This window comes from Curtobacterium sp. PhB191, assembly GCF_004346515.1.
In the GTDB taxonomy this organism is placed as follows: domain Bacteria; phylum Actinomycetota; class Actinomycetes; order Actinomycetales; family Microbacteriaceae; genus Curtobacterium.
This window is the reverse complement of record NZ_SMBV01000007.1, coordinates 78396-101158: the sequence shown is the minus strand read 5'-3', so window position 1 is coordinate 101158 and position 22763 is coordinate 78396. Positions and strand designations below refer to the sequence as shown.

Annotated in this window: 26 protein-coding genes; 15 read left to right on the top strand and 11 right to left on the bottom strand. The window is 72.0% G+C overall.

Annotated elements, in window-relative coordinates:
* The first annotated feature begins 73 nt into the window (after positions 1 to 73).
* The 3 genes from EDF48_RS12690 to EDF48_RS12680 are packed head-to-tail and all read left to right on the top strand — an operon-like array spanning position 74 to position 1993.
* Positions 74 to 547: a MarR family transcriptional regulator gene (locus tag EDF48_RS12690; protein ID WP_185020884.1), complete on the top strand. Its 474-nt coding sequence runs from the start codon at positions 74 to 76 to the stop codon at positions 545 to 547.
* Between the two features lie 21 nt (positions 548 to 568).
* Positions 569 to 991: an organic hydroperoxide resistance protein gene (locus tag EDF48_RS12685; RefSeq protein ID WP_123291776.1), complete on the top strand. Its 423-nt coding sequence runs from the start codon at positions 569 to 571 to the stop codon at positions 989 to 991.
* Positions 992 to 1018: 27 nt separating this feature from the next.
* Positions 1019 to 1993 carry a zinc-binding dehydrogenase gene (locus EDF48_RS12680; protein WP_131880631.1) on the top strand — a complete coding sequence of 325 codons (975 nt, stop codon included), beginning with the start codon at positions 1019 to 1021 and terminating at the stop codon, positions 1991 to 1993.
* A 91-nt stretch (positions 1994 to 2084) separates the two neighbouring features.
* Here EDF48_RS12680 and EDF48_RS12675 read toward each other — a convergent pair whose 3' ends face one another.
* From EDF48_RS12675 to EDF48_RS12660, 4 genes are all read right to left on the bottom strand, one after another.
* Positions 2085 to 3542, bottom strand: coding sequence for a sugar porter family MFS transporter (locus EDF48_RS12675; RefSeq protein ID WP_131880391.1), 1458 nt, complete (start codon positions 3540 to 3542; stop codon positions 2085 to 2087).
* Between the two features lie 158 nt (positions 3543 to 3700).
* Positions 3701 to 4234, bottom strand: coding sequence for a hypothetical protein (locus EDF48_RS12670; protein WP_123938435.1), 534 nt, complete (start codon positions 4232 to 4234; stop codon positions 3701 to 3703).
* A 40-nt stretch (positions 4235 to 4274) separates the two neighbouring features.
* The gene (locus tag EDF48_RS12665) at positions 4275 to 5078 is read right to left on the bottom strand and encodes a zeta toxin family protein (protein ID WP_123338485.1); all 804 of its coding nucleotides are present in this window, start codon (positions 5076 to 5078) and stop codon (positions 4275 to 4277) included.
* Positions 5075 to 5629 carry a hypothetical protein gene (locus tag EDF48_RS12660; RefSeq protein ID WP_131880389.1) on the bottom strand — a complete coding sequence of 185 codons (555 nt, stop codon included), beginning with the start codon at positions 5627 to 5629 and terminating at the stop codon, positions 5075 to 5077. The genes EDF48_RS12665 and EDF48_RS12660 overlap by 4 nt, the downstream gene beginning before the upstream one ends.
* A 140-nt stretch (positions 5630 to 5769) precedes the next feature.
* Here EDF48_RS12660 and EDF48_RS12655 point away from each other — a divergent pair, with 140 nt between their 5' ends.
* A complete protein-coding gene (locus EDF48_RS12655; RefSeq protein WP_131880387.1) occupies positions 5770 to 6669 on the top strand; it encodes a LysM domain-containing protein in 900 nt (299 codons plus the stop codon).
* A 184-nt stretch (positions 6670 to 6853) separates the two neighbouring features.
* Here the strand turns inward: EDF48_RS12655 and pgi are convergent, their stop codons facing one another.
* From pgi to EDF48_RS12635, 4 genes are all read right to left on the bottom strand, one after another.
* Positions 6854 to 8575, bottom strand: coding sequence for a glucose-6-phosphate isomerase (gene pgi, locus EDF48_RS12650; RefSeq protein ID WP_131880385.1), 1722 nt, complete (start codon positions 8573 to 8575; stop codon positions 6854 to 6856).
* 167 nt (positions 8576 to 8742) lie between these two features.
* Positions 8743 to 10980, bottom strand: coding sequence for a heavy metal translocating P-type ATPase (locus EDF48_RS12645; RefSeq protein WP_131880383.1), 2238 nt, complete (start codon positions 10978 to 10980; stop codon positions 8743 to 8745).
* Entirely contained in the window at positions 10977 to 11165 is a 189-nt protein-coding gene (locus EDF48_RS12640) for a heavy metal-associated domain-containing protein (protein ID WP_123292282.1), read from the bottom strand. The genes EDF48_RS12645 and EDF48_RS12640 overlap by 4 nt, the downstream gene beginning before the upstream one ends.
* A 65-nt stretch (positions 11166 to 11230) precedes the next feature.
* Positions 11231 to 11521 (bottom strand): metal-sensitive transcriptional regulator, encoded by a 291-nt coding sequence (locus tag EDF48_RS12635; RefSeq protein ID WP_111084793.1) that lies wholly within the window; start codon positions 11519 to 11521, stop codon positions 11231 to 11233.
* Positions 11522 to 11635: 114 nt separating this feature from the next.
* Here EDF48_RS12635 and EDF48_RS12630 point away from each other — a divergent pair, with 114 nt between their 5' ends.
* From EDF48_RS12630 to EDF48_RS19470, 11 genes are all read left to right on the top strand, one after another.
* Complete coding sequence (locus EDF48_RS12630; protein ID WP_131880381.1) at positions 11636 to 12844, top strand: helix-turn-helix domain-containing protein; 1209 nt, start codon at positions 11636 to 11638, stop codon at positions 12842 to 12844.
* Positions 12845 to 13006: 162 nt separating this feature from the next.
* Entirely contained in the window at positions 13007 to 13474 is a 468-nt protein-coding gene (locus tag EDF48_RS12625; protein ID WP_131880379.1) for an Asp23/Gls24 family envelope stress response protein, read from the top strand.
* Complete coding sequence (locus tag EDF48_RS12620; RefSeq protein WP_123291766.1) at positions 13471 to 13662, top strand: DUF2273 domain-containing protein; 192 nt, start codon at positions 13471 to 13473, stop codon at positions 13660 to 13662. The genes EDF48_RS12625 and EDF48_RS12620 overlap by 4 nt, the downstream gene beginning before the upstream one ends.
* On the top strand, positions 13659 to 13976 hold the full coding sequence (locus EDF48_RS12615; protein ID WP_123291765.1) for a hypothetical protein: 318 nt from the start codon (positions 13659 to 13661) through the stop codon (positions 13974 to 13976). The genes EDF48_RS12620 and EDF48_RS12615 overlap by 4 nt, the downstream gene beginning before the upstream one ends.
* 9 nt (positions 13977 to 13985) lie before the next feature.
* Positions 13986 to 14561, top strand: a complete 576-nt coding sequence (locus EDF48_RS12610; RefSeq protein ID WP_111084757.1) for a DUF6286 domain-containing protein — start codon at positions 13986 to 13988, stop codon at positions 14559 to 14561.
* A complete protein-coding gene (locus EDF48_RS12605; protein WP_111084758.1) occupies positions 14558 to 15121 on the top strand; it encodes a hypothetical protein in 564 nt (187 codons plus the stop codon). Before EDF48_RS12610 ends, EDF48_RS12605 begins: the two co-directional genes overlap by 4 nt.
* Before the next feature lie 98 nt (positions 15122 to 15219).
* A complete protein-coding gene (locus EDF48_RS12600; RefSeq protein WP_131880377.1) occupies positions 15220 to 15393 on the top strand; it encodes a CsbD family protein in 174 nt (57 codons plus the stop codon).
* Between the two features lie 76 nt (positions 15394 to 15469).
* Positions 15470 to 16585 carry an Asp23/Gls24 family envelope stress response protein gene (locus EDF48_RS12595; RefSeq protein WP_131880376.1) on the top strand — a complete coding sequence of 372 codons (1116 nt, stop codon included), beginning with the start codon at positions 15470 to 15472 and terminating at the stop codon, positions 16583 to 16585.
* Positions 16582 to 16998, top strand: coding sequence for an MFS transporter permease (locus EDF48_RS12590; RefSeq protein ID WP_131880374.1), 417 nt, complete (start codon positions 16582 to 16584; stop codon positions 16996 to 16998). The genes EDF48_RS12595 and EDF48_RS12590 overlap by 4 nt, the downstream gene beginning before the upstream one ends.
* 38 nt (positions 16999 to 17036) lie before the next feature.
* Positions 17037 to 17228, top strand: a complete 192-nt coding sequence (locus EDF48_RS12585; protein WP_111084762.1) for a hypothetical protein — start codon at positions 17037 to 17039, stop codon at positions 17226 to 17228.
* A 73-nt stretch (positions 17229 to 17301) separates the two neighbouring features.
* Positions 17302 to 17952, top strand: a complete 651-nt coding sequence (locus tag EDF48_RS19470) for a gamma-glutamylcyclotransferase family protein (RefSeq protein ID WP_243698101.1) — start codon at positions 17302 to 17304, stop codon at positions 17950 to 17952.
* Here EDF48_RS19470 and EDF48_RS12575 read toward each other — a convergent pair.
* From EDF48_RS12575 to EDF48_RS12565, 3 genes are read right to left on the bottom strand one after another with little or no spacing between them, the layout of a single operon-like run.
* Positions 17928 to 18914 carry an NAD-dependent epimerase/dehydratase family protein gene (locus tag EDF48_RS12575; protein WP_131880372.1) on the bottom strand — a complete coding sequence of 329 codons (987 nt, stop codon included), beginning with the start codon at positions 18912 to 18914 and terminating at the stop codon, positions 17928 to 17930. The two genes, EDF48_RS19470 and EDF48_RS12575, sit on opposite strands and share 25 nt — an antisense overlap.
* Positions 18911 to 21625 (bottom strand): alpha/beta fold hydrolase, encoded by a 2715-nt coding sequence (locus tag EDF48_RS12570; RefSeq protein WP_243698100.1) that lies wholly within the window; start codon positions 21623 to 21625, stop codon positions 18911 to 18913. Before EDF48_RS12570 ends, EDF48_RS12575 begins: the two co-directional genes overlap by 4 nt.
* Positions 21622 to 22728, bottom strand: a complete 1107-nt coding sequence (locus tag EDF48_RS12565; RefSeq protein WP_111084764.1) for a 3-oxoacyl-ACP synthase III — start codon at positions 22726 to 22728, stop codon at positions 21622 to 21624. Before EDF48_RS12565 ends, EDF48_RS12570 begins: the two co-directional genes overlap by 4 nt.
* Positions 22729 to 22763: the final 35 nt, after the last annotated feature.

Below are 22763 nucleotides of genomic sequence, written 5' to 3'. Positions count from 1 at the left end.
ACGTCAGCCTAACCGTCCGGGCCGGAGCACGTGTTGGGTTGTGCACAACCGAGTTGCGTGCGATCCTGGTGGCATGCCCGTGACCGACGAGATGGTGTGCTTCTCCCTCTACGCAGCGAGCCGCGCGACCACGCAGGCGTACCGCTCGCTGCTCGAACCCTGGGGACTGACCTACCCGCAGTACCTGGTGCTCGTGACCCTGTGGATCGAGGGTGACCAGACCGTCTCGAGCCTCGGCGACCACCTGCAGCTCGACTCCGGCACCCTGTCGCCCCTGCTCCGCCGCATGGAGCAGTCCGAGCTCGTCCGCCGCGAGCGCCGCAGCGCCGACGAGCGCGTCGTGACGATCACGCTCGGCGACCGCGGCCGCACCATCCGTGCCGACCTCGCGCACATCCCGGCGACGATCGCCGCCGGCATGGGGCTCCCCGACGAGCAGGCCGCCACGGAGCTCATCGCGACCCTGCACCGGCTGACCGAGACGATGCACGCCGCGGCCACGAACGACACCGCCGCGACGCCCGACCGCGCCGCCGCGGACCACTGACCCCACGAAGGAAGGAACACCATGGAAGCCCTCTACACCGCCGAGGCCCTGGCCACCGGCGAAGGCCGCAACGGCCACGTTGCCACGAGCGACGGCACGGTCGAGTTCGACCTCGCCATCCCGAAGGAGATGGGTGGCTCCGGCAACGGCGCCAACCCCGAGCAGCTCTTCGCCGCCGGGTACGCCGCCTGCTTCCACTCCGCACTGCAGGGCGTCGCCCGCAGCCAGAAGGTGAAGATCACCGACTCGTCCGTCGGCGGCCGCGTGCAGATCGGCCCGAACGGCGACGGCGGCTACCAGCTCGCCGTCATGCTCGAGGTCGTCATCCCCGGCCTGGAGCACGACCAGGCCCAGGCACTCGCCGACGCAGCCCACCAGGTCTGCCCGTACTCGAACGCGACCCGCGGCAACATCGACGTCACCATCGTCGTCTCGGAGGACTGACCCATGAGCACCACCACCCCCACCACCATGCGCGCCGTCGTCCACGAGACCTTCGCCGAGCCCGCCGAGGTCCTCGGCGTCCAGGAGCGCCCGGTCCCCACGCCCGGCGCCGGCGAGGTCCTCGTCCGCACGGTCCTCTCCCCCATCCACAACCACGACCTGTGGACCGTCCGCGGCACCTACGGCTTCAAGCCCGAGCTGCCCGCCGCCTCCGGCACCGAGGCGCTCGGCGTCGTCGAGGCCCTGGGCGAGGGCGTCACGAACCTGACGGTCGGCCAGCGCGTCGCCGGCGGTGCCTTCGGCGTCTGGGCCGAGTACTACACCGCGAACGCCGCCGGGCTCGTCCCGGTGCCGGACGCCATGACCGACGAGGCCGCAGCACAGCTCGTCTCGATGCCGTTCAGCGCCATCAGCCTGCTGCACTCACTCGACCTGCACGAGGGCGACTGGCTCATCCAGAACGCCGCGAACGGTGCCGTCGGGCGCATGGTCGCCCAGCTCGGCGCGGCCCGCGGCATCAACGTCATCGGCCTGGTGCGTCGCGCCGCCGGCGTCGAGGAGCTGCGCGAGCAGGGCATCGAGCGCATCGTCGCCACCGACGCGGACGACTGGAAGGACCAGGTCGCCGCGATCACCGGAGGCGCCCCGATCGTCGCCGGTGTCGAGTCCGTGGGTGGCAAGGCCGCCGGTGACATCGCCAGCGTGCTCGGCGAGAACGCGACCCTCGTCGTCTTCGGCGCGATGGCCTCGCCCACGCTCGAGATCCCGTCCGGCAAGGTCATCTTCGGCCAGCTCACCGTGAAGGGCTTCTGGGGCAGCGTCGTCAGCAAGACGATGCCCGCCGAGACGAAGGGCCAGCTCTTCGGCGAGCTCATCACCCGCGTGCTCGACGGCTCGCTGACGCTCCCCGTCGCCGAGACCTTCGCGTTCGAGGACGTCCGCGACGCCGTCCGTGCCTCGGACACCGCCGGCCGCGTCGGCAAGGTGCTCCTGCGCCCGTAGCGCGCCCACAGGACGGACGGGAGGCCCGGTGCCAGCTGGCACCGGGCCTCCCGTCCGTCCGTGCGCGCGATCACCGCGCCACGTGCGCGACCTAGCCGCGCGACGCCTTCTGCGGGACCGTGAAGATGTTGCCGGTGGTGACGCCCTCTTCCACCTCTTCGAGGGTGCGACCGCGGCTCTCCGGCACGAACTTCCAGATGAAGAGCAGCGCGAGCAGACCGACGATGCCGAAGCCGAAGAACGTCCCGGTGATGCCGGTCGCGGCGACGATCGTCGGGAAGTAGAGCCCGAGGAACGCGTTCGCGATCCAGAGGCAGAACACCGAGATGCCCATGCCGAGCGCGCGGATCTGGGTCGGGAAGATCTCCGACAGCACCACCCACACGGCGATGTTGAGGAAGGTCTGCATCGAGCCGACGAACGCGACGACGAGGAACAGGATCACCCACGGGCGGGCCGGGTTGCCCTCGGGCAGTGCGACCGAGGCGATGCCGATCAGGAAGTGGCAGACCGTCGTCAGCGAGAACCCGATGATCAGGGTCGTCCGGCGGTTGATCTTCTCCATGTTGTACAGCGCGATGACGCCACCGACCACGGCGATCACACCGGGGGCGATGTTCGCGATGAGGGCCGCCGACGCCTGGAACCCGGACTCGATGAGGACGGTCTGCCCGTAGTACATGATCGAGTTGATGCCGGTGAGCTGCTGGGCGACGCCGAGCCCGGCACCGATGAGCACGATGCGGATGAGCCACTTGTTGCCGCGCAACGTCTGCCACCCGCTGACCCGATCGGCCTGCGCCTCGAGGTCGTTGCTCCGCTTGATGTCGTCGAGTTCGGCGGTCGCACGCTCCGTGGTGCGGACCTGCTGCAGGACGGACAGCGCTTCGTCGTAGCGCCCCTTCGACGCGAGCCAACGCGGCGACTCCGGCACCCGGAGCATGCCGACGAAAAGAGCGATCGCGGGGAGTGCACAGACGGCCAGCATGACGCGCCAGACGCCGTTGCCCTCACCCCACAGGTTGCCGATGATGGCGTTGACCACGAACGCGGCGAGCTGCCCGATCACGATCATGAGCTCGTTGCGGCCGGACAGCGAACCCCGGATCTCGTACGGAGCGAATTCGGCGAGGAACACCGGGACGACCGTCGATGCACCACCCACTGCGAGGCCGAGGAGCACACGACCGACGACGATGACGCCGAACGTCGGTGCGAAGACGCAGATGAGGGTGCCGAGGAAGAACGTCACGGCGAGGGCGATGATCGTTTTGCGACGCCCCCAGCCGTCGGCGATGCGGCCGCCGAGCATGGCACCGATCGCGGCGCCGAACAACAGGGAGCTGGTGACGACGCCCTCGGTGAAGTTCGTGAGGCCGAGTTCGGCCTTCATCGGGTTCAGGGCACCGTTGATGACACCGGTGTCGTACCCGAAGAGCAGCCCGCCGAACGTGGCGACCAGGGCCAGGACGCCGAGGCGGCGTCGGTGTGGTCCGGTCCCGATCGGGGGCAGTGCGACAGTCGGGGCTGTCGGCTTGATGTCGACCATTCGGTGACTCCTTCGTCGGTGATCGCGCTTCAGTGCGTGCACCGATGGTAACCCGAATCCATGTCCTGTCAATTGGACATTCTGTCGTCAGGACGATTGGATCGGTCCACATAACGCCTGATCAGGACGGGAGCGGTCCAACGCACTCCGGGTGAGCATCAGGACTCATCGGGCGTCGGGCTGTCCCCCAGCACGTCACCGAGCGACGCGATGTCCGCGCCGTGGTCGGTGTAGCGCCGGACGGTCCGTCGGGCAGCTGCACTCGCGGCACCGGACAGCGCCGGGTTGCGTCGCGCGGCATCGGCCACCCGGCCCGCGTGCCCCGCGGTCGAGAGCAGGACGTTCGCCAGCGCCCGGGCGTCGCCGCGTTCGGGCACCCCGGTGACCGTCCACGCCGTGCGCACCTGGGCGTCCGGCGTCACACCGCGTCGGGTGCCCATGCGGTGCCAGTCGGACAGCACGCCCTCGGTCCGGGACGCCGCGCGGTCGGCCTCGCCCGCTCGACGGCGCGCGGCATCGCGTGCAGCAGACTCGCTCGCGCCCTCGACCGTGTCGTACCGGTCGGTGAGGCCGTCGGCCCGGCGCCGGACACTCTCCGCCCGTTCACGAGCAGCGCCGTCGTCACCGCCTTCTTCTGCGATGCGGGCGGCGTGCGCGGCGGCAGCCGCGGCGAGGATCTCCGAACGCTCCATGGCTTCGACGGTAGCCGTTCCGACCGACACCGGCGACCGCTCAGACGATCGACACGTCCCAGCCGAGGTCGGCGGCCCGGTCACCGAGGACCCGGGCGTTCGCGCCGCACACCGACTCGGTCGAGCCGGTCGGGTAGTAGCGACGGATGGCTGCTTCGGGGACGAACCGACCACCGAGCGGATCCGTGGCGGCATCACGCACGCTCCACCACCGATCGGTCGCCTGCGCGATCGCCGTCTCGAGCGGGACCTCCACGGTGACGATGCGCAGCTTCTCGTACCCGGCGTCGTCGAGCTCGGCGAGGAGGTCGTCGAGGTAGTCCACGCTCGACAGGGTGCCGTGCACGACGACGTTCTCGCCGTTGCGGAGGGCGCGGCGGCGCAGCGTGTCGGCAACGGTGGTCGACTCGGCGTGCACGAACCCGGCGATCTCACGGAGCTGCACCGGCCGGTCGTCGGCCAGGCGACGAGCCGTCCACCGGTCCACCAGACCGTCCGCCTGTGCGCGCAGGAGCAGCGGGTCCTTGAACTCGTCGGCGTCGATCGACCGGTACCCGCACAGCTCCGGCATCCGCTCCAGGGCGGTCGACTTCCCCGACCCGGGCGGCCCGGCCGTCACGACCACCGCGAGCGAGCCGTCGGTGACCGGCGACGGGGTCAGCGCGCGGTGTTCCTCGAGCACGGACTCGTGGAACCGCAGGCGGCTCGCCTCGTACAGGAAGCCGTCCGGCGCGTAGATCGTCCTGGTGCTCGCGCCGGCAGTGTCCGACCAGGGGTTGTCGAGCGAGTCGGCCCGGAGCGCACGGCCCAGCTCGACGGCCACCCGGTCGCGGAGCTCCGTCACCGGGTGCGCTTGCGGGTCTGCCGCTCGGCGATCGCCCGGCGGACGGTCTCGTACTCGACCTCGGACAGGAGGCCGTCCTGGAACGCCGCCGCGAGTTCCTTGGTGGTGCCGGTGGCCGAGGCGGCACCGTCGAACGCCGCACCACGCTTCGGGGTGCGGTGCGTCAACGCCATCGACGACAGCTCGCGCAGCATCGTCTCCGAGTCGATCTGGCCACCCTCGCGCCGGGAGATGACCTCACGCGGAGACGGCCGCTTCGTGGTCAGGGTCCGGCGGGAGAGCCGCCGCGAGACCTCGGGTTGGGAGATCCCGGCGAGCTTCGCGATCTCGCGCTGCGGGACGCCGAGGTCGGCGAGCTTGAAGATCCCGCGCCGCAGTTCCATCTCGGCGTGGTGTTGCTGCTCACGACTGTGCAGGACGCGCTCGACCGCCGCACGGACGGTCGCGGGCGCACTGTCGGTCCGACCGGCCAACGCGCGCACGACGGCTTCGGTGTCGGGTCGACGGGGGTCCGACCCACCGCGTCGCCCGGGGACCACCCTGACGCCCATGACCACCTGCTCTCGTTGATACCGACGGTATCACTCGTCGTGGACGACGGAGGATCCGCGGTACGTCTGCAGACACAGGACGGAGGCGCTGCGTTCGCCCCGGGGACACCGCGCGGTTAGCATCGAGCTGAGGGGGAATCATGAACCGGACGCTCGCGATCGGGGTCGTCGTCGCGGCCACCGTGGCGCTCTCGGGGTGCTCGCTGCTGCGCGGGTCGGACCGAGCCCTCCCCGCCCCGTCCACCGCGGCGACGACGCCGACCTCGTCCGCCACGCCGACACCGACGCCCGACGCCGATCCGGAGGGTGACCTCCTCGAGTCGTCGGCGCACCCCCGCACGCCGACCCCGGAACCGACCGAGTCGGCGGCTCCGGCTCCGACGCTGACGCCGATCCCCGCCGGGACCGTCCTCGCGCAGGGTGACGTCGCGTCACCGAAGGGCAGCGTGCACTTCCGGTTCCGCGTGGTCGCGGTCGGCGACGACACGTTCACCGCGCAGTACTCCGGCTTCACCTCGACCCTGCCGGTGCCGGTCGGGGTCGGCCTGTTCGACCTGCCGCGCGCGGTCGGCGACGGCCTGACCTACCCCGGCGTCGGCGACCGGACGCTCGGTGGGCCGACCAGCACGGCAACCGCGGTGGACGTCCCGCTGAGCGGCTCCGGCGTCGACCCGTCGCACCTCACCACGCTCGTGACCTACTCCGCGGCGGCTCCGGGGCAGGAGGCCCCGGTCGAGATCGGGGCCGGCAAGGTGCTCGCGGTGACGACCGTGCGGTGGTCCGTCCCGGCGCGGCAGACGAACGTGCACCCGGAGGACGCCGGCGCCCGGGCGAACGCGACCGGTCCGGTCACCGCGACGACGGGCGGGGCACCGCGGTCGTACACGGTCGCGCCGGACGACCTCATCGGAGACGTCGCCGCGCGGTTCGGCATCAGCGTGCGGGCGCTCGTCTGGCTCAACGAGGGCGTGCAGGTGTTCGGGACGGACCAGCACCTCTACGAGGGAACGACGCTCAACCTCGACCCGCTCGCCCGCTGACCGCGGCGGTGACCCCTCCACGAAAGCGACACTCTTCCGCGGAACATCGGCGCACATCTGTCACTTTCGCGGGCCTGACGGCGCCCCGTGGGGCGCAATTGTCGCTTTGGCAGCGACCGGCAGACGGACGGGAGGCCCGTGGCGGATCCGCCACGGGCCTCCCGTCTCGCAGGTGGGTGCGTCGTTACTTGCGCAGCTCCAGGTACTTCGCGATGAGCGCCTTGGTCGAGGCGTCCTGCGCGTCGAGCGCGGCCTGGTCGCCCTCGACGGCGGGCGTGACCTGCAGCGCCAGCTGCTTGCCGAGCTCCACGCCCCACTGGTCGAACGAGTCGATGCCCCAGATCGTGCCCTCGGTGAACACGATGTGCTCGTAGAGCGCGATGAGCTGGCCGAGCACGCTCGGGGTGAGCTCCGGCGCCAGGATCGACGTCGTCGGCTTGTTGCCCGGGAAGGTGCGCGCCGCGACGATCCCCTCGTCGGTGGTGCCCTCGGCCCGGACCTCGTCGGCGCTCTTGCCGAACGCCAGCGCCTTGGTCTGCGCGAAGAAGTTCGCCAGGAACAGCGTGTGCACGTCGGTGCCGGGTGCGACGCCCTTGCCGTCGCCGGTCTCGTCCTTGAGCGGACGGGCCGGGTTCGCGACCGTGATGAAGTCGGCCGGGATCAGGCGGGTGCCCTGGTGGATGAGCTGGTAGAACGCGTGCTGGCCGTTCGTGCCGGGCTCGCCCCAGAAGACCTCGCCGGTCTCGGTGGTGACGGGCGAGCCGTCCCAGCGGACGCGCTTGCCGTTCGACTCCATGGTGAGCTGCTGCAGGTACGCGGCGAAGCGGTGCAGGTACTGCGTGTACGGCAGGACCGCGTGGCTCTGCGCACCGAGGAAGTTCGTGTACCAGACGTTGAGCAGGCCCATCAGGACCGGGACGTTCTGCTCGAGCGGCGTGGTGCGGACGTGCTCGTCGATGGCGTGGAAGCCGGCGAGGAACTGCTCCCAGTTCTCCTGGCCGATCGCGACGATGACGCTCGTGCCGATCGCGGAGTCGACGGAGTAGCGGCCGCCCACCCAGTCCCAGAACCCGAAGGCGTTCTCGGGGTCGATGCCGAAGGCCTCGACCTTGTCGAGCGCGGTGGAGACGGCGACGAAGTGCTTCGCGACGGCGTTCTTCTTCTCGTCGTCACCGGCGTCGGTCAGGCCGAGCCGCTCCCACAGCCACTGGCGTGCGAGGCGCGCGTTCGTCAGGGTCTCGAGGGTGCCGAAGGTCTTCGACGCGACGATGAACAGCGTGGTCTCGGGGTCGAGGTCCACGGTCTTCTCGTAGATGTCCGCGGGGTCGATGTTCGACACGAAGCGGGCTTCGAGCCCGGCCTGGACGTAGGGCTTGAGTGCTTCGTAGACCATGACGGGGCCGAGGTCGGACCCGCCGATGCCGATGTTGACGACGGTCTCGATCCGCTTGCCGGTGACACCGGTCCACGAGCCGTCACGCACCTGCGATGCGAACGCGTAGACCTTGTCGAGCGTGGCGTGCACGTCGGCGTCGACGTCCTGGCCGTCGACGGTCAGCGGCGCCGCCGGGACGAGCCCCTCGGTCGCCTTCGGACGGCGGAGCGCGGTGTGCAGGACGGCGCGGTCCTCGGTGACGTTGATGTGCTCGCCGGAGAGCATCGCCTGGAAGCGCTCGGCGACGCCGGTGTCCTTCGCGACCTGCAGCAGGGCGGCGAGGACGTCCTCGGTGATGAGGCCCTTCGACAGGTCCACGGTCAGGTCGGCGGCCTGGAACGTGTACTGCTCGGCACGGCCGGGGTCGCTGTCGAACCACCCGCGCAGGTCAGGGGTGAAGCCGGCAGCGATGCTGTCGAGCTTCTTCCAGCCTTCGGTCGATGTGGGGTCGACGGGAGCGGATTCGGTCACTTCGGTCCTCCTGGGATCACGTTCGAGACGTACAGCCCGCAGGTCACCGCACCAGTGCGTCGCGGACCGTCTTCGAGCGTAGTGCCGTCGGCACCGTGGTGCGCACCGCCGGACGGGAGGCACGGGGTGCGTTCGCTGCGCGCGTCACGTCCGGCGGGTGGTCGGTCTCAGGGCCGGGGTGCGAAACGCCGCAGCCGCAGGCTGTTCGTCACGACGAACACCGACGAGAACGCCATGGCGGCGCCGGCGAGCACCGGGTTGAGCAGCCCCGCCATCGCGAGCGGGATCGCCGCCACGTTGTACGCGAAGGCCCAGAACAGGTTGCCCTTGATGATGCCGAGCGTGGCGCGCGACAGCCGGACGGCGTCGGCGACGACGGTGAGCCGACCGCTCACGACCGTGATGTCGCTGGCCGCGATCGCGGCGTCGGTGCCGGCGCCCATCGCGATGCCGAGGTCGGCCGCGGCGAGCGCGGCAGCGTCGTTGACGCCGTCACCGACCATGGCGACGGTCCGTCCCTGCGCCTGCATGGCCCGGACGGCGTCGAGTTTGCCGGCCGGGGTGGCGCGGGCGTGCACTTCGTCGATGCCGACCTGTGCGGCGACGGCGCGTGCGGCGCCGTCGTTGTCGCCGGTGAGCAGGACGGGGTGCAGGCCGAGGGCCACGAAGCGCGCGACCGCGTCGGCGGCCTCGGGCTTCACGGTGTCGCCGACGACCACGACGCCCAGCACGCGGCCGTTCCGCGCGACGACGACCGCGGTGCCCCCGTCGGCCTCGGCGGCGGTGACCGCGGCCGAGGCCTCGTCGGGCACGACGACGGCCCAGGACGCTGCGAGCCAGCGGGTCCCGCCGACGAGCACGACGTCGCCGTCCACGACGGCCTGCACGCCAGCGCCGGGGGTGGAGTCGAACTGTTCTGCGGTCGGGACGTCGAGTTGGCGGGCCGTCGCGGCCCGTACGACCGCACGTGCCACGGGGTGTTCCGATCCGTGCTCGACGGCGGCGGCGAGCCGGAGCACGGCGTCCGCGTCGAGGGTCGCGTCCGTCGAGGTCACGGCGCGAAGGGTCATCTCGCCGGTGGTGACGGTGCCGGTCTTGTCGAGCACGATGGTGTCGACGCCACGGGTCCGTTCGAGCACCTGCGGGCCGCCGATCAGGATGCCGAGCTGGGACCCGCGGCCGGTGCCGACGAGCAGTGCGGTCGGCGTCGCGAGTCCGAGGGCGCACGGGCAGGCGATGATGAGCGTGGCGACGGCCGCGGTGAACGCCGCCGTGACCGAGCCGCCGAGTACGAGCCAGCCGACGAACGCCAGCACGGCGAGCCCGATGACGATCGGCACGAAGACGCCGGAGACCCGGTCGGCCAGGCGTTGGACGTCGGCCTTGCCGGTCTGCGCGTCCTCGACGAGCCGTCCCATCCGGGCGAGCGCGGTGTCGGCGCCGACGCGGGTGACGGCGACCACGAGCCGGCCGCCGACGTTGATCGTCGCGCCGGTCACCCGATCGCCCGGTCCGACCTCGACGGGGACGGATTCACCGGTGACCATGCTGCGGTCGACGGCCGAGGACCCGTCATGCACGAGGCCGTCGCTGGGGATCCGCTCCCCCGGCCGCACGACGACGACGTCCCCGACGACGAGCGCCGACGCGGGCACACGCTGCTCGACGCCGTCGCGCAGCACCGTGGCCTCCTTCGCGCCGAGTTCGAGCAGGGCGCGGAGTGCCGCCCCGGACTGCTTCTTGGCGCGGGCCTCCATGTACCGGCCGGCCAGGATGAACACCGTGACGGCCGCGGCGACCTCGAGGTACAGGTCGGTCGCCTCGGGGTCGGTCGCGATCCACGAGAACGTCATGTGCATGCCGGTGGTGCCGGCGTCGCCGAAGAAGAGCGCGTAGAGGGACCAGCCGAAGGCCGCCAGCACACCCACGCTGACCAGGGTGTCCATGGTCGCGGCACCGTGTCGGGCGTTCACCCACGCGGCACGGTGGAACGGGAGCGCGCCCCACACCGCGACGGGCGCGGCGAGCGTCAGGGCGAGCCACTGCCAGTTCGGGAACTGCAGGACCGGCACCATCGAGAGCAGGACGACCGGCACGGCCAGGACCGTCGACACGACGAGTCGTCGGCGCAGCGCTCCGGCCGGGTCGTCGGCGTCGTCGTCCGGCGCCGTCGTGTCGGCCGGCGGCGCGGGGACGGTCGCACCGTAGCCCGCGGACTCGACAGCGGCGATGAGGGCAGCGGGGTCGGCGGGGCCGTCCGCGGCGACCTGCACCTGTGCCTTCTCGGTGGCGTAGTTGACGGTGGCGGAGACCCCGGGGAGCTTGCCGAGCTTCCGTTCGATGCGGTTCGCGCACGAGGCGCAGGTCATGCCCGTGATGTCGAGCTCGACGATGCCGTCCGTCACGACGGCACGACCTCGTACCCCGCCTCGGCGACCGCGCCGCGGAGCGCATCGGCGTCGACGGGTGCGTCCGAGGTGACGGTCACCGACGAGGCACCGCCGGGGACGAGCGCGACGGCGACGTCGGACACCCCCTCGAGTTCGGTGAGTTCCTCGGTCACGCTCAGCACGCAGTGCTCGCAGGTCATGCCCTCGACGAGCAGCAGTTCGGTGGTCACGGTGTCTCCTCCTGTGGTTCGGGTGCGGGCGGCGGTCACGAGCGCACGAGCCGGGCGATGGCCTGACTGGCTTCGCGGACCTTCTCGTCCGCGGCGTCGCCACCCTCGGCGACCGCCTCGGCGACGCAGTGCTTGAGGTGGTCCTCGAGCAGCGACAGCGCCACGCGTTCGAGCGCCCGGTTCGCCGCCGAGATCTGGGTGAGGACGTCGATGCAGTACGTCTCGTCCTCGACCATGCGGGCGATGCCGCGCACCTGGCCCTCGGCGCGACGGAGCCGCTTGAGCAGGTCGTCCTTGTCGCCGATGTACCCGACGTGTTCGTGCATGGTGGCCTCCACGGTCCTCAATACGGTACCCCCCTAGGGTATTCCCTCCGATGGACGCGCGGACACGAACGAGGGTATTCACCTCGCCGTGCCGTCGATGTCATGATTTCGACCATGACCGATCCGGCGACGAACGGCTTCCGCAGACTGCGGTTTGCCGACGGCGACGGCTCCGACTACTCCGACATCTTCGAGGCGGAGTACCACGGGTCCGACTTCGCCTCGGAGACGTACGCGACCGACGACGCCCGCTACGAGTACACCGTGGTGGGCGACGACGACCTGACGCTGCGGACCATGCGCGCCGAGGGTGGTCGGCGCGGCGGGATGATCGGGGCGCGGGAGGACCACGTGGTCTTCTGGCTCACCAGGGGCCGACTCGAGATGCACTTCGCCGACCGCACGCGAGTGGTCGAGCCGGGCAGCCCGTACATCGCGAGTGCGTCCGAGGCGTACCGCTTCGAGTCCGACGGCACCGTCTACAACGGAGTGCACATCGCGGACTCGTTCCTGCGGACCGTCGGGCGCGACCTCGGCTACCGACTGCCGGACGGCCCGCTGCTGTTCGAGCAGCAGGACGAGGTCATCGCCCGCCGCGAACCGCTGCGCCACCTGATCGGGGAGCTCGGCCCGGCGCTCGTGGACGACCGCGTGGTCGGTCCGATGCGGACGGCGCTGAACCGTCGCCTGGCGATCGTCGTGCTCGACACCTTCCCGATCCGCAACCGCGGCGACGACGTCCCCGTCGCGAACCGGCTGCGCGACGCGATCCGCTACGTCGAACAGCACGCGGCCGAACGTCCGGCGGTGTCGGACATCGCCGCGGCGTGCGGACTCAGCCAGCGGGGACTGCAGGACGTGTTCGCCCGCACCCTCGACTCCACGCCGCACCGGTTCCTGCGCGAGCACCGGCTCGACCGTGCCCGGAGCGAACTCCTGCGCGCGGGCGACGACCGGGCCCCCGGTGCCGACGGGGTCGCCGTGGTCGCGCGTCGGTGGGGCTTCACCAACCCGGGCCGGTTCGCCACCGCCTACCGCGAGCGGTTCGGCGAGGACCCCGCTGCCACGCTCCGCACGTCGCTGTCCGCACGCCCCGACAGCGGTCGGTCGTCGTGGCGCGTCCGCCGCGCGGTCGCGTTCATCGAGGAGCACGCCGCCGAGGACCTCTCCCTGCAGGACATCGCCGACGCCGCCGGGGTCCTGCCGCGACGCCTGCAGCAGCTCTTCCGGGCCGAGCGGGGCGAGTCCCCGATGGCGTGTGCCCGGGCGATCCGCGCCGCTGCAGAACGCAACGCGGCGGACGGAACACGCGAAACCGCCTGAGCGGACGGCCAGGGGGTACACCCACATCCCCGTGTTTCCGCGGATTCCTGGATTTCTGCCGAATCCGAAAAGTCATGTGTGACGAATCTCTGGTGCAGCCCGTCTCATCCGTGAACAGCAACCGCTGGGAACGCCCGGCGGGTCACTCGGAAGGAACGAACCATGGCTGACTCCATCACCACCACCCCGGCAACCACCGCTGCGGCCCGTGCCACCTCGCACGCCGGCTCGAACAGCGGCGTCACCGGCAAGACCGTCATCGACGACACCGTCGTGTCGAAGGTCGCCGGCATCGCGGCCCGCGAGGTCAACGGCGTGCACTCGCTCGGCGGCGGCGCTGCCCGTGCGATCGGCGCCCTCCGCGACGCGATCGGCCAGCGCGACTTCGGTCAGGGCGTCAAGGTCGAGGTCGGCGAGAAGCAGGTCGCCGCGGACATCGTCATCGTCGCCGAGTACCCGGTGTCGCTCCAGCAGGTCGCCGACGGCGTCCGCAGCAGCGTCGCTCGTGCCCTCGAGCAGATCGTCGGCATGGAGGTCGCCGAGGTCAACGTGACCGTCCAGGACGTCTTCATCCCGGGCGACGACGACGACAACGAGAACGACGAGAAGAAGGAAGCGCGAGTCGCATGAGCAACACACTGATCGGTGCCCTCATCGGCGCCGTCCTCGCAGTCGTCGCACTGCAGTTCGGGTTCTGGGGCTTCGTCCTGGTCATCGTCTTCGGTGCGATCGGGGCCCTCGTGGCCGCCCTCGCCACCGGCAAGATCGACCGTGGCGCCCTGACCGACGTGCTCACCGGGCGCCGGAGCTCCCGGTGAACGCCGGCCCGGACGTCGTCCCGGGCCGCGTCGAGATCACCGCTCGTGCACTGACCTCGCTGGCGCGGGCCGTCGCAGCCGAACGGCTCGGCGCCCCCGCCAAGCGGGTCAGGGTCGGTCTCGGAGACGCGGCCGGCGCGATGGCCCTCGACGTCACCGGCCCGATCGCCGCGGGCGACGACCTCGTCGCCCGTTCGGCCCAGGTCGCCGACGAGGTCAAGCGCCGCGTGAGTGAACTCACCGGCCGCCGCGTCGGCAGTGCCCACATCGAACTCACCGGGATCGTGCGCGAGCGCGAGTCCCGAACCCGGTAGGAGACCATCATGAGCAACGGTTCCGTCGAACGACGCATCCGTCGTCGGAGCGTGCACCGCTCCCGCTCGACCGCAGTGGCGGTGGCGCTGGTGGTCCTCGCACTGGTCGCCGCGTGGATCGGCACGGAGTCGGTCCTGCGGGCGATCGGGCGGCCTCCGCTCCTCGCCGACCCGCAGACCGCCGTCGACGCCGCACTGCAGCCCGACGCCGCGTTCGTCACGATCGCCGAGGTCATCGCCGTCGTGCTCGTGGTCCTGGGCATCGTGCTGATCGTCCTGGCCCTGAAGCCGGGCCGCCAGCACCGCTCCGTCGTCCAGCACGACCGTGGCGCCGTCGTCATCGACACCCGCATCGTCGCCTCGACCGCGGCCAACGCCGCCGGGACGGCCGCGGGGGTCCCCGAGGGCAACGCCTCGGCCACCGCCCGCGGTCGCCGCACCGACGTCCGGATCGTGCCCGTCACCGGCATCCCGGTCGACGAGCAGGCCGTGCAGGCAGCCGTCCGCGACCGCCTCAGTGGTCTCGACGAGCGGTTCGGCCAGAACATCCGCGTCCGCATCGACGAGAAGGGGACCCTCGCATGACCAAGAGCAACCGGACCATGAACCGGATCATCCTCTTCGTCCTCGGCCTCGTCGCCGTCGTCGTCGGTCTCACGATCGGCGCGGGTGTGCTGCCCGCCGTGCAGGACGCGATCAAGCCGTACGTCGACCTGCCGAGCAACCTGGACGTCCCCGCGTCCTCGCTCTGGATCGTCGCCGTCGCCTGCGCCGTCGTCATCGTGCTCGCCCTGGTCTGGGTGTTCACCCGCGGCGGGGGCGGCACGTCCGTCGCCGTCCGCGAGCGCTCCGGAGAGGACGCCGTCACCGTGAACGTCGCACTCGTCCGCGACGTCGTCGAGCACGAGCTCGCCGGGGTCCGCGACGTCGTCGGCTCCCGCGTCGACACCTACCTGGTGCGCAAGCAGCGTGCTGCTCGCATCCGCGTCGCGGTCCGCCGCGGCGGGGACGCCGTCTCGGTGCTCGACGCCGTCGACCGCGCCGTCGCGGTCCTCGACCGCACGCTCGGCCGCCAGGTGCCCGTCCTGGTCCACCTCACCGGTGGGACTCGTTCGGCGCTCGCGAAGTCGACCCGCGTCCACTGACACCCGCCAGCAGGACGCGACCCCGGGCCTCCCGGCCCACCGAAGACCCACGCAACACCCACCACCGGGCGAACGCCCGACCGATGAAAGGACCCGTCATGGGACTCGACGACAAGATCAAGAACGCTGCTCAGGACATCGCCGGCAAGGCGAAGGAAGCCGTGGGCAAGGCCACGAACGACGACTCCAAGGTCGCCGAGGGCCAGAAGGACCAGGCCTCCGCGAGCGTCAAGAAGACCGGCGAGGACGTCAAGGACGTCTTCAAGAACTAGGACGCTCGATGCGTGTCGGGGCACTCGCGACTTCGAGTGCCCCGATGCGTTCCGCGGACCCGAACGAGGAGGAACCATGCAGCACGACCCCCATGCGCACACGCAGGTCACCGAGGTGGCCCTGCCCGCAGAACTGACGGAGCCGCTGCCCGACGACGCGACCCCCGCGATGCTCATCGCGCGAACCGCGGCGGAGACGGCGCTCGGCGTGCCCGGCGTGCACCACCTCGGCGGGACCGTGTCCCGAGCCGCCGACGAACTGCGGAAGCGGCTCGGCCGCTCCGCCGGGACCGCCGGCGTGCAGGTCGACGACGAGGACGGCACCTTCGCGGTGCAGGTCTCCGTGATCGTGACCTACCCGCGGAACGTCCGCGAGGTCGCCGACGAGGTGAAGCGACAGGTCGCTGCAGCAGCCGGCCAGGTCGCATCCGCGCCGACGACCGTGGACGTCCGTGTCCTCGACGTGCACGGACCGTTCGACGACGAGCCCTCGCCCGTCGAGCGTGCGGCCACCGCTGTCGGCGATGCCGTGCAGGACGCCGCGAAGGCGACGAGCGAGACCACGAAGCGCGTGGCGACGGCGACCGTCGACGCCACGAAGCAGGCGGCCGACGCGACGGCCGAGGCGACCAAGCGCGCCGCCGACGCCACCGCCGACGTCACGAAGCAGGCGGCCGAGGTCACCGCAGACGTCACCAAGCGTGCCGCCGACGCGACGGTCGACACCGCCAAGCGTGCTGCCTCGGCCACCGCTGAGGCCACGAAGCAGGCAGCCGACGCCACCGCGGACGCCACCAAGCAGGCAGCCGACGCCACCGCGGACGCCACGAAGCGTGCCGCCGACGTCACCGCGGACGCCGCTGAACAGGCCGTGGACGCGACGACCGCCACGGCTGGCCGTGTGCACGAAGCCGCGTCCGACGCCCTCGACCGTGCGTCCGAGGGCGCACGGGACGCTGCCGACACCGCGCGCGACGCGGCCAGCAGCGCACGTGCGGCCGTCGTCGACGAGGACACTGCCACCCCCGTCCTGGCCTCCGAGACGGCTGCCGACGCAGCGGTGCGTGCCGCCGACTCCGCCGAGGACGCAGCGCAGGACGCCGCCGACGCCGCAGCCGACGCCAGCGAGGCAGCGCGGGCAGCAGCCCGCGACGCCGACCAGCCGACCGACCCGACCACGGACCGACCGTGACCACCGCCTGGTCCGGCGGTCGTCGGCCCCGCACCCGTCAGCCCCGGCCGCGCGGTGTGTGGATTGCCGGTGGCATCGGCGTGGTCCTGGTCGCCGGGGTCCTGCTCGGGGCGTTCCTGCCCCTGGTCGGGTTCCTCGGCGGCGTCACCGCCACCACCGCCGGCCTCGTGCCGTTCCCGTTCGTGCGGGTCACGGTCGTCGCGGTCCTCGGGCTGATCGTCGTGCTGGCGCTCCTCGCCATGGCCCTCACCCGTCGGCACACCACGACGGCGACGATCTCGGTCGTGCTCGCCGTCCTGGTGAGCATCGCCGTCACGATCGTCCCCGTGGTGCTGGTGGCCGTCGGGTCCGCCGACCGCGCCGGGGACGTGTGGCCGATCGTCACCGAGCTCTGGCAACGCTTCACCGGCTGATCCGCCGGCACCTGCACCACCGACCAAGGAGTCCCACCATGCGCAACCGCATCATCGTCATCGGCCTGATCGTCCTGATCGGGTTCTGGTTCGGCTCCCGCGCGAACCGCCCGGTCATCAAGACGTCCAAGGGCGAGACCGTCCGCAAGGCCTGGAACGACCCGCACGCCCGCAAGGCCCGCAAGAAGCTGGGCAAGAAGATCGCCAAGGCCGCCAAGCGGCACAGCTGACGACCTGGAGGCCCGGATCACCTGTGCCGATCGGCGCGCGTGATCCGGGCCCCGCGTCCGCTACCCTCGCGACGTGAAGCGTCTCTCCCCCGGCCAGCGCTGGGTCATCGGTCTCGGCGCGTTCGCGCTCGTCTGTCTCGTCGTCGGCATCATCGGTCTGGTCGTCGGCGTCACGAACCGGTACGGGTGCCTCTCGGACGGAGACGTCTGGCCGCAGGAGCGCTGCCTCGGCGACGACTCCGGCATTTTCTGGGGCAGCGCCCTCGGCATCATCGGCCTGCTGCACCTCGGCTTGACCGGCCTGGCCGGTGCGCTCGTCTGGACCTCGACCCCGGCCATCGCTCCTGGCCCCGCTGAGCGCCCCACACCGGGCGCCGGTGCGACTCACCGGGTGTTCTCGTACGGCACGCTGCGGCAGCCGCTCGTGCAGGAGTCGCTGTTCGGCGGCCACGTCCCGACCACCCCGGACACGCTGCCCGGGTGGCGGCTCGACTGGGTGGCGATCACCGACCCCGAGGTGGTCCGGACGAGCGGCTCGGACCTGCACCCGATCCTCCGCCGGGGTGCACCGGACGACGTCGTCGAAGGTGTCGCCCTGACCCTCGGCTACGAGTGGCAGCTCCGCGCGGTCGACGACTACGAGGTCGCTGACTACCAGCGCATCCGGGTCGAGCTCACCTCGGGTCTGTCGGCCTGGGTCTACGTGGCGGCCGACGAGGTCTGAGCCGCGGCCAAGCGCGCGAGGCCCTCGTCGATCGACACCGACGGGGCCCACTGCAGGTCGGCACGGGTGCGGCGCTGGTCGAACCAGTGCGCCGTGGAGAGCTGCTCGGCGAGGAACCGCGTCATCGGCGGCTCGTCCTGCCCCGGACGCACCCGCCACACGGCCTCGACGAGCGACCCCGCGGCCCGGGCCACGACAGCCGGCACGTGCCACCGCGGTGCCGCGACCCCCGAGGCCGCGCAGATCCCGGCGAGCAGGTCCGCGACGGGCCGGGGTTCGCCGTTCGTGACGACGTAGGCGTTGCCGTGCACGTCGTCGTCGGCCGCGTGCTCGAGCGCCGCGACCATGGCCGACGCGGCGTTGTCGACGTACAGGGTGTCGATCAGGGCGGCACCGGAGTCGAGCAGCGGCAGGCGCCCGGCCCGTGCCCGCTCGACGATCCGGCCGATCAGCTGCGTGTCCCCCGGCCCCCACACCAGGTGCGGCCGGACGGCGACGACGGCGAACCCAGGAGCGTCGGCGTCGAGCGCGAGGAGTTCGGCCGCGGCCTTCGTGCGGGCGTAGTCGCCACGAGCACGATCGGGTTCGGCGACACCGGCTCCGGCGCCGACGAGCGACGATCCGGTGTGCGCGACCGACGGCGACGAGACGAACACGAACCGCCGGGCGCCGGCACGGCGTGCGGCGTCGACGAGTGCTCGGGTGCCGTCGACGTTCACACGGACGAAGTCGGCCGGGTCACCCGCCAGGGAGACCTTCGCGGCGAGGTGCACGACGGCGTCGACCCCGTCGACCGCGCGTGCCACCGCGGCGGCATCGGTCATCGAACCGGCGACGTCCTGCACGCCCGCGACCCCGGACGGCCGTCGCTGGAACGTGCGGACCTCGTGTCCGGCGTCCCGCACGGCTGCGGCGGTCGCCTGTCCGAGGAACCCGCTGGCGCCGGTGACCAGGACCGTCACGGGCGGGCCATCCGTCCACCCGACAGCACCGCGGTCGCCCAGCGGGACAGCCGGGCGCGGTCGACCTTCGAGTTGTGCCGGATGTCGGTCGGCAGCACGGGCACGGTCAGCACCGCTGCGAGCGGGACCCCGGCCGCGGCACGGACCGAAGCTGCCAACGCCGGCGGAGCCAGGGCAGGCCGTCGGACACGTCGCCCGCCGGTGGTCTCGACGACGGCCACGACCTGCTGCGTCCCGCGCGGGCCGATCCCTGCGACGCCGGCACGGCCGACTCCGGGTACGCCCTCGATGCGCTGCTCCGGTCCGACCGGGGTGACGACACCGCCGGGGGTGGTGAGCACGTGCTGCATCCGCCCCTCGACCCAGAGTCGCCCGGACGCGTCCAGGTGTCCGACGTCACCGGTGCGGTGTCCGCGCGGGTCCTCGACGCCGAGCCGCGCGACGCGGTTCGTCCGCCAGAGCCGGTCGTAGTGGTCGCGCACGTGCGGTGCCACGACGACGATCTCGCCGGTGACGCCCGCCGCGTCGGTCAGCGCACCGGTCGCAGCACCCGCGGCGTCGAGCGGCGCGATCCGCACCCGCACGTTCGCCGCCGGGAGTCCGACGCAGATGCCCTCGTCGTCCGAGGCCGCCGCCGAACGGACGCCGTCCAGGTCGACGTCGGTCATGAGCAGCCCCTCGGTCATGCCGTAGGGGGTGTGCGCACTCGCGTTCGGCATCAGCTCGGTCGCCGCGGTCAGCAGCGCGGCCGACACCGGGGCGCCCGCCGACAGGAACAACCGGACGCGCGCGAGTGCCGCACGGTCGGCGTCGGTCAGCACCGATGCCGTCGCCACGACGTTCGCCAGCGCCGCCGGCGACAGGAACACGACGGTCGCGTCGGCAGCGGCCACCGAGGCCGCGACGGCGCGCGCGGTCAGGGTCCGGGGCGCGGTGACGTCCATGTCCGGCGCCACCGACCGGGCCCCGAGGGCCGGGCCGAGCAGCGCGAAGGGTGCGAAGCCCGCGACGAGGCCGGTGCCGACACCGATGTCGTACTGGGCCGCCAGGACGTCGCGGACGGCACCGAGCTGTTCGTGCGTGTAGACGACGCCCTTCGCCGGGCCGGTCGAACCGGACGTGAACAGGATCGCGGCCGGAGCATCGGACGCCGGCACCATGGGCAGCACGGAACCGTGCGCGAGCCGACGGGCACCCCGCCGGGCGACGTCGACGAGCGTGTGCTCGACGCGCAGCGCACGCCGTGCGGGTGCGGGCAGCGGGACGGTCGCGATGCGCCGACCCGGCCAGCCGAGTGCACGAGCGGCTCCAAGGCCGGGCAGCGCGCCGATGATCCAGTCGGGCCGGGCTCCGCGGACCGCACGGGTCAGACCGCGCAGCCCCAGTCCGGCATCGGCCACCACGACGACCGCGCCGATCCGCACGCAGGCGTACAGGACGGCCGTCAGGTCGGCTCCCGGGGTGACGAGCAGCGAGACACGGTCACCGCTCCGGACACCGAGGTCGTCCAGCCCGGCGGCGATCTCGTCCACCCGACGGGCGAGCAGGCGCCACGTGATCGTCCGGGGGCCGCCGGCCGCGGCCATCTCGACGAGGGCGGGTTCGTCGCTGTCGCGCAGGTCCTCGAGCGCGGCACCGAGCGGGCGGCTCACGTCGGTCGACTGGTCGACGTCGACCGGGAGGCCCTTCTCGGCTGGAGCAGGCACGTGTCCGCCCGGCAGACGGTCGCCGATCCAGTCGAACACCGCGCCCGCCACGTCGGCGTCGTCGGGCAGCAGGTGGCCGGCACCCTCGAAGCGGTGCACGTCGGCCTGCGGCAGCCGCTCGGACAGGTCGTCGAGGTAGCGCTCCAGGAACACCGGATCGCGGGGACCCCAGAGCAGCAGCGCCGGGACGTCGAGCGCAGCGACCCCGGCGGCGATCCGGTCGAGCTCGGGCGCACTCCGGTGCCGGGCGTCGACGGGGATGTCCGCCACGAAGCCGCCGATGCCGCCACGACGCGCGGCACCGCGGAAGGGGGCACGGTAGCCGTCGGCCACGGCACGGTCGAGCTTCGGGTGCGCGATGCCGAGCGTCGTCTCGAGGAACGCAGGCGTCACGACGGTCGCACGGCCGAGCAGCCCCGGCCCCAGGGCGAGCCGCAGCGGCGCCGGGATCGGGGCGTCGTCGGGCTGGTGCACGGCGGTGTTGCACGTCATCACGGCAGCCAGGACGTCGGGGTGGTCGACCGCCCATCCGAGCGACACGACTCCGCCCCAGTCGTGGCCGAGGGTGACGACCGGGCCGGTCAGCCCGAGTTCGTCGGTCAGGCCGCCGAGGTCCGCGACGCGCTGCGGCAGCCCCCGTTCCACCCCGGTGCGCTCCGAGAAGCCCATGTCGAGCTGGTCGACGGCGACCACGCGCCAGGCCGGGCCACCGGCCTGGGCGACCTCGAGCGAGGTGCGGAGCACCGACCGCCACAGGTACGACCACGTGGGGTTGCCGTGCACGCACAGGATGGTGCCGACCGGTTCCACGCCGAGCGCCGCCAGGGACCCGGCCGTGTCGAGGAGGTGCCAGGTGCGCGCGGCGCGATCTGTGCCTCCCGTCCGGTTCTCGGACCATTCCGGGACCGTGACGAGGCGTGACCAAGCCGGGTCGAGTCCGGGCAGGGAGGGCGGCTGCGTCGCCGGAGCCGTGCTCGCGGCGACGCGGGGCAGCCGGGACCTCACCAGTGGAGTTCCATCATCGCCGTGTTGATGCCGGAACCGACGCCGCCCAGGAACACGCGGTCACCGCGGCGGATGCCGCCGGACTCGACCTCGTCGGCCAGGGTGATCGGGATCGACGCCGGGCCGACGTTGCCGAAGCGCTGGTAGGTGGTGGGGACCTTGTCGCGCGGGATGCCGATGGCCTCGACGAACGCGTTGGTGTGCACGTCGGAGACCTGGTGCAGGACGTAGCGGTCCATGTCGGCCCAGTCGAAGTGGGCACGGGCCTCGGTCCAGGCCGCGACGACGAGCTCCATGCCGCCCTTGAGCAGCATCTTGGCGTCCGTGAACATGCCGTCCACGCTGCCGACGCACAGGTCGTACCACTGGGTCGCCGCGCGGGTGACGCCGCCGACGATCCGGTGTCCTTCGGGGTGCAGGTCCGCCGGGCCGAGCACGGCGGCCGCGGCACCGGACCCGAGGGTCAGGCTCGCGAACTCGCTCATGAAGTCCTTGCGGTTCCGACCGCCCTGGTTCAGGCGGTCGATGGTGTTGAGCTGCACCTGGTCGGCGTCCTCGCCGTCGACGACGAGCGCGTACTTGATCTGACCGGAGTCGATCATGCCCGCGGCGACGCTCATGGCGTTGACGAACCCCAGGCAGGCGTTCGCGATGTCGAAGTTGATCGCGGACGACGGCAGACCGAGCCCGTGGTGCAGGCGCACGGCGACCGACGGCTCGAGGTGCGGCCGGGTCACCGAGGTGTTGATCAGCAGCCCGATCTCGTCCGGGCGCACCCCCGCCTCGGCCATGGCACGACGGCCCGCGTCGATGGCGGCGTCCTGGAAGGTCTGGCCCTCGCCCCAGTTGCGGCGCTCGATCACACCGGCGACCCGCTCGAGCAGTCCCATCGGCAGACGGAGGCGGCGGAGCACGCCGCGCAGCCGCGCTTCGATGTCCGCAGAGGTCGTCACGCGTTCGGCGGTCGTCGTCGCCACGGACAGCAGCGAGACGTTGTGGTGCTTCGCCGTGGCGTTGCCGGGCTGCTCGGGTTCACTGCTCGGCGCCCGGTCACTGCTCGCTGCCCGGTCGACCGGCCGTTCCGTCATGATCGTCACCGACACATACTTCCTCATTTCACCTGTGTGTGCAGTCCGGC